Raw genomic sequence first — 12458 nt, forward strand, 5'->3', positions numbered from 1 at the left:
GTCTGTCCTTCCGGTCTGGGGTGGGCGGGGGCAGGGCCCCCGCCCGTTGATCCCAGCCTAAAAGGCCTCTGCCGCGAGGTCCATCACCGGCTCCGCACCGCTTTCGATGCGCTTGAGGTGCATCGCGGTCGCTGGCAGGCGGCGGGTCATGTAGTAGCGGCCCGTTGCCAGCTTGGTGCGGTGGAACTCCTCGTCGGAGGTGCCCGCCTCAAGCGCGGCGAGCGAAGCCTTGGCCATATGCGCCCACATCAGGCCGAGGCAGACGTGGCCGAAGAGGTGCATGAAGTCGTAAGACCCGGCCAGCGCCGCATTCGGGTTCTTCATCCCGTTCTGCATGAAGAACATGCCCGCCGCCTGAAGATCCTTGGACGCCTGCTTCAGCGGCTCAAGAAAGCCCGACTTCAGCTCAAGATTGCCATCGTTCTCCTTGATGAAGCTCTTCACCATCTCGAAATAGGCCATCACGTGCTTGCCGCCGTCCTGCGCCAGCTTGCGGCCCACGAGGTCAAGCGCCTGCACGCCGTTGGCACCTTCGTAGATCTGGGTGATCCGGGCGTCGCGGACGTATTGGCTCATGCCCCATTCTTCGATGTAGCCGTGGCCGCCGTAAACTTGCTGCGCCTGCACCGCCATGTCGAAGCCCTGATCGGTGAGGAAGCCCTTGATCACCGGCGTCATCAGCGAAATCAGCCCTTCGGCATCCGCATCCTCGGCACGGTGGCCCTTGTCGATCAGATGCGCGCCCCAAAGCAAAAACGCCCGGCCGCCCTCCACAAAGCTCTTCTGATCCATCAGGTTGCGGCGGATGTCGGGATGCACGATCAGCGGATCGGCGGGGCCATCGGGGTTTTTCACGCCGGTCACATCGCGGCCCTGCAGCCGGTCCTTGGCATAGGCAACGGCATTCTCATAGGCAATCGCGGCCTGCGCGAGGCCCTGCATGCCAACCCCGAGGCGCGCCTCGTTCATCATGGTGAACATCGCGCGCATGCCCTTGTGCTCGGTCCCGAGCAGGTAGCCCTCCGCCTCGTCGTAGTTCATCACGCAGGTGGCGTTGCCGTGGATGCCCATCTTTTCTTCGAGCTTGCCGCAGGTCACACCGTTGCGCGCGCCCATGTTGCCCTCGTCGTCCACAAGGAACTTCGGCACGATGAACAGCGAAATGCCCTTCACCCCGTCGGGGCCGCCCGGAATTTTTGCCAGAACCAGATGCACGATGTTCTCGGCCATGTCGTGCTCACCGGCAGAGATGAAGATCTTCTGCCCGCTGATCTTGTAGCTGCCGTCACCCTGCGGCTCAGCCTTGGTGCGCAGCAGGCCGAGGTCGGTGCCGCAGTGGGGCTCGGTGAGGTTCATCGTGCCGGTCCACTCGCAGCTCACCATCTTGGGCAGCCACTTGGCCTTCTGCGCATCGGTGCCATGGGCCAGAATGGCCGAAGCCGCTCCATGCGTGAGGCCCTGATACATGGTGAAGCTCTGGTTGGCGGCCGAGAACATCTCGCCCACCGCTGTGCCCATCAGATAGGGCATGGCCTGCCCGCCAAACTCTTCGGGCAGGTCGAGGCCGGTCCAGCCGCCCTCTTTCACCTTCTCGAAGGCCGCCTTGAAGCCCTCGGGGGTGCGCACGACGCCGTTCTCCAGCACACAGCCCTGCACGTCCCCAACAGGGTTGAGCGGCGCCAGCACTTCGCTCGCCAGCTTGCCCGCCTCTTCCAGCACCGCGCCGGTGAAATCCGCCTCAAGTTCGTCATAGCCGGGAATGCCGGTTTCGGTGACCTTGAGCACGTCATGCAGAATGTACTGCATGTCCTTCGTGGGGGCGGTGTAAGTGGGCATCGGTTTCCTCCCTTGCGGCGCCGTTTACTCGGCCGCTTGCTTCACATCATTCCCGGCGAGCGCGTTGCGGCCCCAGTCGATCTGGGCGTTCAACTCGGTGATGGCCACTGCGAGTTCGTCGCGCTGGGCTTCCATTTCCGCCACACGCTGCTCGGCCATCTGCACCGAGGTCTCAAGCTGCCGGTGCTCGCCATTTTCCATGTCATAGAGGTCAAGCAACTGGCGCATGTCTTCGAGCGAAAACCCAAAGCGCTTGCCGCGCAGAATAAGCTTCAGCCGTGCCCGGTCGCGTTTGGTGAACAGGCGTTTCTGCCCTTCGCGCACCGGAAACAAAAGCTCCTTGGCCTCATAAAACCGCAGGGTGCGTGCTGTTACGTCGTAAGCGTCACACATCTCGCGGATCGTCAAAAATTTCTCCGTCATTTCATGTCCTCATTTAACCCTTAGGGAGTCTCTACTTCCTGAACGAAACGGGACATGATTAGTTCGGGGCGACCATACAAGCATCGCGTGCGCGGACGCAGTTGGAACGCTACGTCATTTACCGCTTGTTAAAATATCTGGAAAGCTGACCTAGGGTCACGCGCAATATTTTGCGCCGTCAAACCGCTTTGGATTCTTCTCAAATCGGTTTGGATTTAATTTATCATTATAATTCGGGTGGCCGTTGCAAGGCCCGGTCGCTTCGCCTTTTAGGAGAGTGAGGCCTCGGTCTCATCGCGCAATTGGCGGAGTTCAGAGATTGCCGAGTCAAGGTCTGCGCGTTGCCGCTCCAGCTCTTCCAACTGCCGGTCTGCGCGCTCGATCCAGGTCTCAAGCTGCGGGCGGCTGCCGTCGCTTTCATACATCTCCAGCCACTGCCGGATGTCCTCCAGCGAAAAGCCAAAGCGACGGCCACGCAGGATCAGCGTCATCCGCGCCACCTCGCGGCTGCCATAAAAGCGCGAGCGCCCCTGCTTCTCAGGGTGCAGGAGTTCGATGTACTCATAATAACGCAGGGTGCGCGGCGTCACATCGAAACGCGCACACATTTCCTTGAAACTTAACCGCTGTTCGCTCTTTGCCTCGGCCATGGGCGAGGGCTCCCTGGCTAGATTTACCCAATCGCCGCCAGCCTAAAACAGCGGCAGCCGCTTATCAATCATGCAGGGTTGCGGGCAGCCCGACCCAGAAGGATAGTGAGCTGACCAAGAGTATAGGAAGGATCCCGATGAGCGATTTCAGCGTGGACTGGGTGCAGTCATTCATTGACGCCTTGCCCTATTCGAAGGCGCTCGGCATGCGGGCCGATGAGGTTGCAGAAGGGCGGGTGAGCATTTCCATGCCCTATGCCGAGGCGCTCGCCGGCGATGGCGAGGTGCTGCACGGCGGCGCGATCTCGGCGCTGATGGATACCACAAGCGGCACGGCGGTGATGACATTGCCCAAGGGGCTGGGCACGGCAACGCTCGATCTACGGATCGACTATATGCGCGCGGCCACGCCGGGCCAGCGCGTGCGTGCTTCCGCAGAGTGCTATCACATCACCCGCACGGTGGTGTTTGTGCGCACAACCGCATGGGACGAAGATGAGAGCAAGCCGGTCGCCACGGCGGCTGGGGCCTTTACCTATGGCCACATGCGCGCACCGCGCACGGCCGAGGAAATGCAGGCGGCAATGCAGGCGCTGGCAAACCGTCAAAAGGAGCTGGGCCAATGAAAACGCCAGAACCCGTGCAGGTCATCAAGGAGCGGCGCGACACGGCGCTGAACACATTGGTGCGCGGCATCAACTTCGTGCAGTTCCTCGGCATCCGGTTCGACCGGCGCGGCGATGAGCTGACAGCCGTGCTGCCCTATGACCCCAAGCTGATCGGCAACCCGATGTTGCCCGCGCTCCACGGTGGGGCGACGGCAGGCTTTCTGGAGGTCGCCGCTGTGGTGCAGTTGGCATGGCAGGAGCTCTGGAGCAAGATCGAAGGCGGGCCTTTCGACCCCGAGCAGTTTGCCGCCGAGGGGCGCACGCGCCTGCCCAAAACCATCGACTTCTCGGTGGATTACCTGCGTGCCGGCCTGCCGCGCGATGCCTACGCCCGCGCACGCGTCAACCGCTCGGGGCGGCGCTACGCCTCCGTCCATGTCGAGGCATGGCAAGACAACGTAAACCGCCCCTTTGCTCAAGCCACCGGCCATTTCCTGATGCCGCAGCCAAAGCCAGATGACGACTCATCCGGCGGCTGAGGCCAGCGGCCCTGCAAAGCCCGTAACCCACCGGCGCATCCTGCACATCGCGGTGCCCATCGTGATCTCCAACGCCACCGTGCCAATCCTCGGCGCGGTGGATACCGGCGTCGTGGGCCAGCTTGGCGACCCGGTGCCGATTGGCGCGGTAGGGATTGGCGCAATCATCCTCACCTCGATCTACTGGCTCTTCGGCTTCCTGCGGATGGGCACTGTGGGGTTGACCAGCCAGGCCGAGGGGGCAGGGGATGCGGCAGAGGTCTCGGCCCTACTCGTGCGCGCCCTACTCATCGCGGGCACCGGCGGGGCGCTGCTTATCGCAACCCAGTGGTTGCTTTTTGCCGGGGCATTCGCGGTCTCGCCCGCCAGCCCCGAGGTGGAGGCGGCGGCGCGAGGCTACATGGCCATACGCATCTGGTCGGCACCGGGGGCCATCGCCGTATTCGGGCTGACCGGCTGGTTGATCGCAAAGGAGCGCACCCGCGGTGTGCTGGTGATCCAACTCTGGATGAACCTCACAAACATCGCGCTCGACCTGCTCTTCGTGCTCGGCTTCGACTGGGGCGTAAACGGCGTGGCGATGGCAACCTTCATCGCCGAATGGTCCGGCGCGGCGCTGGGGCTCTGGCTCTGCCGCGATGCCTTCGCTGGCGAGCATTGGCGCAACAAGGCCCTCATCTTCGACCCGGCCCGCCTGCTGCACATGGCCAACGTCAACACCAACATCCTGCTGCGCACCCTGATGCTGGAGGTGATCTTCGTTTCCTTCCTCTTCCTCGGCGCACGCTTTGGCGACGTCAAGCTGGCCGCCAACCAGATCCTCCTCCAGTTTCTCTTTATCACCTCCTACGCGCTCGATGGCTTCGCCTTTTCGGCGGAGGTCTTCGTGGGGCAAGCCTATGGCCGCAAAAGCCCGGCCGCCGTGCGCCGCAGCGCGGTGCTCACCAGCCTCTGGGGCTTTGGCACGGGGGCGGCGCTCGGCCTTGTCTTCCTCAGCTTCGGCCCGCTCATCATCGACGTGATGACAACCGCGCCCGGCGTGCGCGAGGCGGCGCGGGCGCACCTGTTCTGGATGGTGCTGGCCCCCTTCGTCGGTGCCGCCTCATGGATGTTCGACGGCATCTACATCGGCGCCACCCGCAGCCGCGACATGCGCGATCTCATGTTCTGGTCGCTGCTCTGCTACCTCACGGCGCTGGCCGTGCTGGTGCCGTGGCTCGGCAACCACGGGGTCTGGGCGGCGCTGCTTGTGAGCTTCGCGGCCCGGGGGCTTTTCATGGGGCTGCGATACCCAGCGCTGGAGCGCGACGCGGCGCGATAATCCGCAGGAGAAGCCCCTGCCAGCGTGTGCGGATGCGTGGAATGAGCGCCTACAGCAAGTAGATGCAGCAGGTCAGTCAAGGATCGAGAGCACATTCTCCGGCGGGCGGCCAATCGCAGCGCGGCCCTTGTAGAAGACCACGGGGCGCTCGATCAGGATCGGGTCGGCGGCCATGGCGGCAAAGAGCATGCCCGGCGCCATATCATCAGAGAGCGCCTTGGCCGGGGCCTCCTTGCGCCGGATCATCTCCATCGGGCCAAGGCCCAACTCGGCAGCCGCGCGTTCCAGCTCTTCCGGGTCTGGCGGATTATCGAGGTAAAGCCGCACTTCGGGTGTGTAGCCCTTCTCCTCCAGCAGCTTCAGCGTTTCGCGCGATTTGGAGCAGCGCGGGTTGTGCCAGATCACGGGGTTGCTCATAGCCATGCCTCTCTGTCAGTGCCTGTCGCCTGCGAGATATGTGTGTAGCCGCGCGCGGCGAGGATTTCGTCGAGGCCGTGGGCGATACGGGCGGCAAGGCTGAGGCCGCCATACACCAGTGCCGTATAGAGCTGCACCGCAGAGGCCCCGGCGGTGATCTTGGCAAAGGCCTCCTCGGGCGTCGATACGCCACCAACGCCAATCAGCGGAATCTGCCCCTCGGTCGCAAGCGAGAGCTGCGCCAGAACGCGGGTGGATTTCTCAAACAGCGGCGCGCCGGAGAGGCCGCCCTTCTCGCCCGCATGCGCGCTTTGCAGCCCGTCGCGGTCGAGCGTGGTGTTGGTGGCGATCACCGCATCGACGCCGGTGGACCGGGCGACTAGGGCGATGTCTTCAATCTCCTGCGCGTCGAGATCGGGCGCGATTTTGAGGAACACGGGGATCGGGCGCTCAAGCGCATCACGGGCGGCCATCACACCCGTCAGCAGCGCGGTAAGGGCATCGGCCCCTTGCAGGTCGCGCAGCTGCTCGGTGTTCGGGCTGCTCACGTTGACAGTGGCAAAATCGAGCATCGGGCCGCAGCGAGTAAGGACCGTGGCAAAATCCGCCGCGCGGTCCTCGCTGTCCTTGTTGGCCCCAAGGTTCAGCCCGATCGGGAAGCCCTGTGGCCGCGCCTCAAGCCGCCGCGCCATCGCCTCCATCCCCTCGTTGTTGAACCCGAACCGGTTGATGGCCGCCCGGTCCTCGCGCAGCCGGAAGAGCCGTGGCTTGGGGTTGCCGGGCTGCGCGCGCGGGGTCACGGCGCCGAGCTCGATGAAACCGAAGCCGGCGCGAGACAGCGGCGCCATTGCGGTGCCGTTCTTGTCAAACCCCGCCGCCAGCCCCACCGGGTTGGGCAACGCCAGCCCGGCAATCTCCGTGGCCAGCCGCGGTGATGTGACAGGGCCGGGCAGGGGGGCAAACGGGGTGTGCAGCGCCTTCAGCGCCAGCCCATGCGCGCGCTCGGGGTCAACCCGGCGCAGCGCGGCGAGGGCAGCCTGTTCGATCAGACTCACAGCATACCTTCCGGAAAGATATGCCCCGCCTGTCCCAATGGCAGCGACTTGTCCCAAATCACTTCCGATAGCGCCAGCCGCCGGTAAAGATGCGGAAACAGCGCTCCACCCCGCGAGGGCTCCCACTTCAGCGCCTCCCCGAGCGTATCGGGATCGAAGGCCACCAGCACAAGGTCGCTCTCTTCGGCAAAGTGCTTGGCGGCGGTTTCTGTCACCTGCGCGGAGGTCGAGAAATGGATGAACCCGTCGGCCACATCTACCGGCGCGCCCTCAGTGAGGCCCGCGTCGCGGAAGGCGTCCCATTCGGGGCGGCGGAAGATCTTGTAAATCAGCATGCAGCGGGCATGCCCCAGCCACGCCGGACGGTCAAGCCTGCTGCCGTGGCCTGGCGGGGCCGTAAACAGGCACTATGCCGTAAGCCCATCCTTCGTCCGCCTCTCTCTTTCACGGTCTCCGTCTTGCCGAGCCGAGCCCATAACCGAGAAGGATCCATCGGACTCAAGGATCACCGCCGCAACCTCTGAGAGATCCTGATGCCCCTCGCGCCGTGCCACCGTTTCCAACTCTTCACGGGTCACCCGCGCTGCCCGCATGGCTCGCTCAAGCGGTGTACCATCGCGCAGCAAAAGGCTCGGCTCCGAGCGCACCGCGCGGGCGAAGGCGGAGGACCGCACCGACAGGCTGGTTACTGCATATTGCAGGGCGATCAGCAGGGTCAGCGCGGTGGCACCTTCGGCCAATGCGATGTCTTCGTTCAGCAGTATTGCGGCCAGCGTGGAGCCGAAGGCCACAGTCACCACCAGATCGAAGGCGTTGAGCTTGGCCAGCGTGCGCTTGCCCGAGATGCGCAGCGCGACGACAAGAAATACGTATCCCAGCGCCCCGACGATCACCGTGCGCAGGATCCCGCTCCAGCCCTGAAACAACATCTCCGACCAGTTCATTTTACCTCCTTCAACAGCCAACCGAATAGCCGCGCCGTTTGTTCCGGTGGTGCATGGCGCGGGCGGGGGAGGGGCCGGGCCGCCGCCTGCTATCGCCCGCCCCGCCTGCCGCGGTGTTGACGTAGCGTTGCGCCCCTTTGACTCTGCACGCGCAAGGGGCCAACATCGCTGCAATAATCCAACCGGGAGCTTATAAAAATGTCCTCCAAGATCCTCTCCTCCGTGGCCGCGCTGGCGCTATCCGCCGGGGCCGCCAGTGCCGAGTATTCCCTTACGATTCTTCACACCAACGACTTTCACGCCCGTTTCGAGCCGATCTCCAAGTATGACGGCCCCTGCTCGGCTGAAGACAATGACGCCGGCGAATGTTTCGGCGGTTCCGCCCGCCTGATGACCGCGATGCAGGAGGCCAAGGCCCGCTCTAACAACTGGATCCTCGTTGATGGCGGCGACCAGTTTCAGGGCACGCTCTTCTACACCTACTACAAGGGCAAGCTCGCCGCCGAGATGATGAACCAGATGGGCTACACCGCGATGACCGTGGGCAACCACGAGTTTGACGATGGCCCCGAGGTGCTGGCCGGATTCATCGACGCCGTCGAGTTCCCGGTTCTGATGTCCAACGCCGATGTCAGCGGCGAGCCGCTGCTGGCCGATGCGATCATGAAGAGCACGGTGATCGAGCAGGGCGGCGAAAAGATCGGCCTGATCGGCCTCACCCCGCAAGACACAGATGAGCTGGCCTCCCCCGGCCCCAACGTGATCTTCACCGCACCGGTCGACGCCGTGCAGGGCGAGGTCGACAAGCTGACCGAAGAGGGCGTGAACAAGATCATCGTCCTGTCGCACTCCGGCTACGTGATCGACCAGAAGGTGGCCGAAGGCACCACTGGCGTCGATGTGATCGTGGGCGGCCACTCCAACACTCTGCTGGGCAAGATGGACAACGCCGAAGGCCCCTATCCCACCGTGGTGAACGGCGTGCAGATCGTGCAGGCCTACGCCTACGGCAAGTTCCTCGGTGAGCTGAACGTGACCTTCGATGACGAAGGCATGGTGACCGAGGCCGTTGGGGCGCCTATCGTGATGAGCGGCGAAGTGGTCGAGGATGAGGCCACCAAGGCCCGCATCACCGAGGCCGCCGCGCCGCTGGAGGAAATCCGCAACAAGGTGGTTGCCGAGGCCGCCGAAGCCATCGAGGGCAACCGTGATGTCTGTCGCGCGATGGAATGCTCCATGGGCAACCTAGTGGCCGATGCCATGCTTGACCGTGTGAAAGATCAGGGCGTGTCCATCGCCATCGCCAACTCGGGTGGCCTGCGTGCCTCCATCGACGCCGGTGAAGTCACGATGGGTGAGGTGCTCACCGTGCTGCCCTTCCAAAACACGCTCTCGACCTTCCAGGTCTCGGGTGCCGTGGTGAAGGACGCGCTCGAAAACGGCGTGAGCCAGGTGGAAGAGGGCGCTGGCCGCTTCCCGCAGGTCGCTGGCCTCAAGTTCACCTTCGATACTGCCGCCGAGCCGGGTTCGCGCGTGTCTGACGTGATGGTGCAGGACGGCGAAGAGTGGCTGCCGCTGGATATGGAAAAGACCTACGGCCTCGTGTCTAACAACTACGTCCGTAACGGTGGTGACGGCTACAAGATGTTCGTCGATGCCGACAATGCCTACGATTTCGGCCCCGACCTCGCCGATGTCACGGCTGAATACATCGCCGAGAACGCGCCCTATCAGCCCTACACCGATGGGCGCATCACCAAGAAATAAGGCCGCTTAGGCCGCAGAGAGGGCGCTCTTCGGGGCGCCCTTTTTGTTGCGCCGGGCCTACAGGGAGCTGCGCAGGTTGCGCTTGCACTCTGCCGGGCCGCTGGCGCGCTGCGAATAGGCAGAAACGCCGCAGGCCTCGCAGCGAAACTCCTTCAACGCCCCCGATCCGCCCTTCGGCTGCCAGCGGCACTTGCGGCGGCGAAACAACCGGTTGGCCATCGGATCAAGCCGGCTCGCCAACTCGCCCTTCGCCCGTTCGCGGCCCCAGTTCCACCAAACGAAGAGGCCGATAACGGCAAGGGCAGAGAGAATGACAGGCACGGGCAGAGGCTCCCATTGTGGTGGCTGAAGCGGCAGATTTGCAGATTGCCCTCAACGTGGCAAGGAAGGGTGGCAAGGCTGGCGGGCTACCACCAGATGTCGGCAATGCAGCGGCTGTCGCCGGGCACCTCGGCAAATGCCCCCAGCCCGTCAAACTTGCGGATCGGCACTTGGGCCACCGCCGCCGGATCATCCACCAGCCGCAGGTTCACCGCCATCCGCACCCGCCCGTCTGGCCGTGGCTCAAAGGCCCGCCCGCAGATCAGGCATCCGCAGGCCGGACAATGCTCAAAGCTCATGCTCGCCCGCTCGGGCCGCTGCCACGCGCGGGCCTCGCCCCAGGTCGTTAGCCCGTCATCCTGCCAGCCATAGGCCCAAAGCACACCGTATCTGCGGCAGGCGGTGCAATTGCAGGCGGTGCCGCTTTCGGGCCGGGCGAGTAGCCGCCAACCAGCCGCCCCGCAAAGGCAACTGCCGGTCAGCATGGGATCATCGCGATGTTAGAAAGGCGCTCTTGCAGCTTGGCGTCCCGCCCCGCCCATGCGCCCGCGACAAGGCCCCGCAGCTTTGGCACCGAGACGCACCCGGCCCTTCGGAAACCCAGTGACATCGACGCTTTGAAGCTGAAAACGCAGCAGGCCCGGCCTGGCTGCTGGCCCGGCGCTTGCGCAGGGTAAGATAAATGGCGGTGCAAAGGCTCAAAGACCCGAGAACATAATAAAACATGGTAAAAATGGCCCACTCGTTCAAACTATCCTAACGGTGAAGCGGCTGGAGCTTGATTGCAAGACGTAGCGTCAACTTGTTGACTTCACTTCGCGAGTGACGCTCATTCGCAACGTCAAGTGATGTATCAGGAGCGTATCGAGATGGAAGGGCGCTGCACTTGTGGACAGATCCGCTATCGCCTGACCGACAGGCCGCTGTTCACCCATTGCTGCCACTGCACGTGGTGCCAGCGCGAAACCGGCTCCGCCTTCGTGCTCAACGCCCTGATCGAAACGGCTTGCATCGAGCTGCATCACGGAACGCCTGAGCAGGTCGTCACCCCCTCGGCCAGCGGCAGGGGCCAAATCATCCACCGCTGCCCGCGCTGCAAGGTTGCGCTCTGGAGCCATTACGCTGGCGCGGGCGAGCTGATGTCTTTCGTCCGGGTCGGCACGCTGGAAGACGCCGCGCAGCTGCCGCCAGACATTCACAATTTTACCAAAACCAAGCTGCCCTGGGTGGTCCTCCCCAAGGGCGTGCCCGCCATGCCTGCCTTCTACCGGCGGTCCGAGCACTGGCCCGACTGGGCTCTAAAGCGGCGCGAGAAGGCACTGGCGCACCGGATGTGAGACTTAGAGGCCGCCCCGCTGGGTGCGCGCGTGGCGACAAGTCTCCTCAATCAGTGTCGGCGCGCTGCATCACGCGGCGCGGTCCACCCGGCAGATCAACCCAAAGCGCCGCGTCTCCCGCCAGATCGCGGGGCACCATGCCGTGCGCAATGTTCACCCCGAGCCGGCGCGAATAGGCCATCTCAAAGAGCGTGCCCACCTCTGCGCCCTCCAGCCGCAAGGGCAGGGGGTGGGCATTGCCCTCCACAGCGTCGCCCTCAACCTCCAGCACGCGCCGCTCCCGCGTCCAGCCCTCGGTCTTGATCCGTTCCAGCGCGGCGCGGCCAATAAAGTCATGGCCCGCCTCAAGGTTCACCATCGCGCCAAAGCCCATCTCATACGGGTTGGCGGGCAGGCACTGGCGCCGCATGTCCGCGCCATAAGAGATCAGGCCACTCTCCAGCCGCTCAATGTCATTCGGCGCGCCCGGCCCGATCCCAAAGGGCTGGCCCGCCGCCTTCACCCGCCGCCACAAATCGCCGCCCTTGCTGCCATCCCGTAAGTAAAGCTCCACCCCGCCCTGCTTGGACCAGCCGGAGCGCGCGACGACGAGGGGGATGCCCTCCAGCTCCACCTCGCGAAAGCCAAAGAAGGGCAACTCACGCACCCAGCCGCCCAGCAGCGCCTCGGCCACCTCCATCGCCTTCGGCCCCTGTATCGCCAGCGGCGACACATCCGGCTCGCGCACCTGCACATCCATGCCGCCCTCGCGGGCCACCGCCATCGCCCAAAGGTGAATGTCGCTATCCGCCACGGAGAGCCAAAAGTGATCTTCCGCCAGTTTCAGCAGCACCGGGTCGTTGATGAGCCAGCCATCATGGTCGCAGATCGGCACGTAGCGCCCCCGCCCCACCTTGAGGCCATCAAGGTTGCGCGGGGTGAGGCGCTGGACAAGGCGGGCGGCATCGGGGCCGGTGATCTCCACCTGCCGCTGCGCAGCCACATCCCACATCGCCACCCCGTTCAGCAGCCTGTCATACTCGCCCTCCGGGTCGCCAAAGTGGCCCGGGATGAACATGTGGTTGTAAACCGAAAAGCCCTGCACCCCGTCAGCCACTGTGGCCTCGAAATAGGGCGACTTGCGAATGTTGGGGCCGATGTGAAGGGCGTAGGGCATGGCGCGCGTCCTGTTTGGCAGTTTCGCCGCAGATAGCCTTGGCCGAGGGGCGGCTGCAAGCCGGGGGCTTTCCCGGCGGGCGCA

General features: G+C 64.2%; 15 protein-coding genes. 5 read left to right on the forward strand and 10 right to left on the reverse strand.

The annotated features are described in order from the left end of the window. Positions 1 to 57: 57 nt before the first annotated feature. The 3 genes from ACXAG6_RS05005 to ACXAG6_RS05015 form a co-directional block, all read right to left on the reverse strand. Complete coding sequence (locus ACXAG6_RS05005; protein ID WP_475335621.1) at positions 58 to 1836, reverse strand: acyl-CoA dehydrogenase C-terminal domain-containing protein; 1779 nt, start codon at positions 1834 to 1836, stop codon at positions 58 to 60. 24 nt (positions 1837 to 1860) lie between these two features. Next, complete coding sequence (locus ACXAG6_RS05010; RefSeq protein WP_140012910.1) at positions 1861 to 2259, reverse strand: MerR family transcriptional regulator; 399 nt, start codon at positions 2257 to 2259, stop codon at positions 1861 to 1863. 269 nt (positions 2260 to 2528) lie between these two features. Next, a complete protein-coding gene (locus tag ACXAG6_RS05015; RefSeq protein WP_140012911.1) occupies positions 2529 to 2909 on the reverse strand; it encodes a MerR family transcriptional regulator in 381 nt (126 codons plus the stop codon). A 137-nt stretch (positions 2910 to 3046) separates the two neighbouring features. On the opposite strand from ACXAG6_RS05015, the gene ACXAG6_RS05020 reads away from it, so the two are divergent. Genes ACXAG6_RS05020 through ACXAG6_RS05030 form a run of 3 tightly spaced genes read left to right on the forward strand, consistent with a single transcriptional unit; the run spans position 3047 to position 5377 of the window. Then, positions 3047 to 3535 (forward strand): PaaI family thioesterase, encoded by a 489-nt coding sequence (locus ACXAG6_RS05020; protein ID WP_140012912.1) that lies wholly within the window; start codon positions 3047 to 3049, stop codon positions 3533 to 3535. Continuing rightward, positions 3532 to 4056, forward strand: a complete 525-nt coding sequence (locus ACXAG6_RS05025; RefSeq protein ID WP_475335625.1) for a PaaI family thioesterase — start codon at positions 3532 to 3534, stop codon at positions 4054 to 4056. The genes ACXAG6_RS05020 and ACXAG6_RS05025 overlap by 4 nt, the downstream gene beginning before the upstream one ends. After that, positions 4034 to 5377: an MATE family efflux transporter gene (locus ACXAG6_RS05030; protein WP_475335627.1), complete on the forward strand. Its 1344-nt coding sequence runs from the start codon at positions 4034 to 4036 to the stop codon at positions 5375 to 5377. The genes ACXAG6_RS05025 and ACXAG6_RS05030 overlap by 23 nt, the downstream gene beginning before the upstream one ends. A 72-nt stretch (positions 5378 to 5449) precedes the next feature. Here the strand turns inward: ACXAG6_RS05030 and arsC are convergent, their stop codons facing one another. The 4 genes from arsC to ACXAG6_RS05050 all read right to left on the reverse strand — a co-directional run bounded on the left by arsC (position 5450) and on the right by ACXAG6_RS05050 (position 7793). Further along, positions 5450 to 5794 carry an arsenate reductase (glutaredoxin) gene (gene arsC / locus ACXAG6_RS05035; RefSeq protein WP_475335629.1) on the reverse strand — a complete coding sequence of 115 codons (345 nt, stop codon included), beginning with the start codon at positions 5792 to 5794 and terminating at the stop codon, positions 5450 to 5452. Further along, the gene (locus tag ACXAG6_RS05040; RefSeq protein ID WP_475335631.1) at positions 5791 to 6849 is read right to left on the reverse strand and encodes a quinone-dependent dihydroorotate dehydrogenase; all 1059 of its coding nucleotides are present in this window, start codon (positions 6847 to 6849) and stop codon (positions 5791 to 5793) included. The genes arsC and ACXAG6_RS05040 overlap by 4 nt, the downstream gene beginning before the upstream one ends. Then, positions 6846 to 7184: a DUF952 domain-containing protein gene (locus ACXAG6_RS05045; RefSeq protein ID WP_475335634.1), complete on the reverse strand. Its 339-nt coding sequence runs from the start codon at positions 7182 to 7184 to the stop codon at positions 6846 to 6848. Before ACXAG6_RS05045 ends, ACXAG6_RS05040 begins: the two co-directional genes overlap by 4 nt. A gap of 72 nt (positions 7185 to 7256) precedes the next feature. Continuing rightward, complete coding sequence (locus ACXAG6_RS05050; RefSeq protein ID WP_475335636.1) at positions 7257 to 7793, reverse strand: DUF421 domain-containing protein; 537 nt, start codon at positions 7791 to 7793, stop codon at positions 7257 to 7259. A gap of 198 nt (positions 7794 to 7991) precedes the next feature. Here ACXAG6_RS05050 and ACXAG6_RS05055 point away from each other — a divergent pair, with 198 nt between their 5' ends. Then, positions 7992 to 9560 carry a bifunctional metallophosphatase/5'-nucleotidase gene (locus ACXAG6_RS05055; RefSeq protein ID WP_475335639.1) on the forward strand — a complete coding sequence of 523 codons (1569 nt, stop codon included), beginning with the start codon at positions 7992 to 7994 and terminating at the stop codon, positions 9558 to 9560. A 57-nt stretch (positions 9561 to 9617) separates the two neighbouring features. Here ACXAG6_RS05055 and ACXAG6_RS05060 read toward each other — a convergent pair whose 3' ends face one another. Both ACXAG6_RS05060 and ACXAG6_RS05065 read right to left on the reverse strand, forming a co-directional pair. Continuing rightward, entirely contained in the window at positions 9618 to 9881 is a 264-nt protein-coding gene (locus tag ACXAG6_RS05060) for a hypothetical protein (RefSeq protein WP_475335641.1), read from the reverse strand. A gap of 86 nt (positions 9882 to 9967) precedes the next feature. Beyond that, positions 9968 to 10366 carry a GFA family protein gene (locus ACXAG6_RS05065; protein WP_475335644.1) on the reverse strand — a complete coding sequence of 133 codons (399 nt, stop codon included), beginning with the start codon at positions 10364 to 10366 and terminating at the stop codon, positions 9968 to 9970. A gap of 384 nt (positions 10367 to 10750) precedes the next feature. On the opposite strand from ACXAG6_RS05065, the gene ACXAG6_RS05070 reads away from it, so the two are divergent. After that, complete coding sequence (locus ACXAG6_RS05070; RefSeq protein WP_475337922.1) at positions 10751 to 11218, forward strand: GFA family protein; 468 nt, start codon at positions 10751 to 10753, stop codon at positions 11216 to 11218. Between the two features lie 46 nt (positions 11219 to 11264). Here ACXAG6_RS05070 and ACXAG6_RS05075 read toward each other — a convergent pair whose 3' ends face one another. Beyond that, on the reverse strand, positions 11265 to 12374 hold the full coding sequence (locus ACXAG6_RS05075; RefSeq protein WP_475335646.1) for an aminomethyltransferase family protein: 1110 nt from the start codon (positions 12372 to 12374) through the stop codon (positions 11265 to 11267). Between the last annotated feature and the right edge of the window lie 84 nt (positions 12375 to 12458).

Source organism: Vannielia sp. ABF1_015 (genome assembly GCF_056160745.1).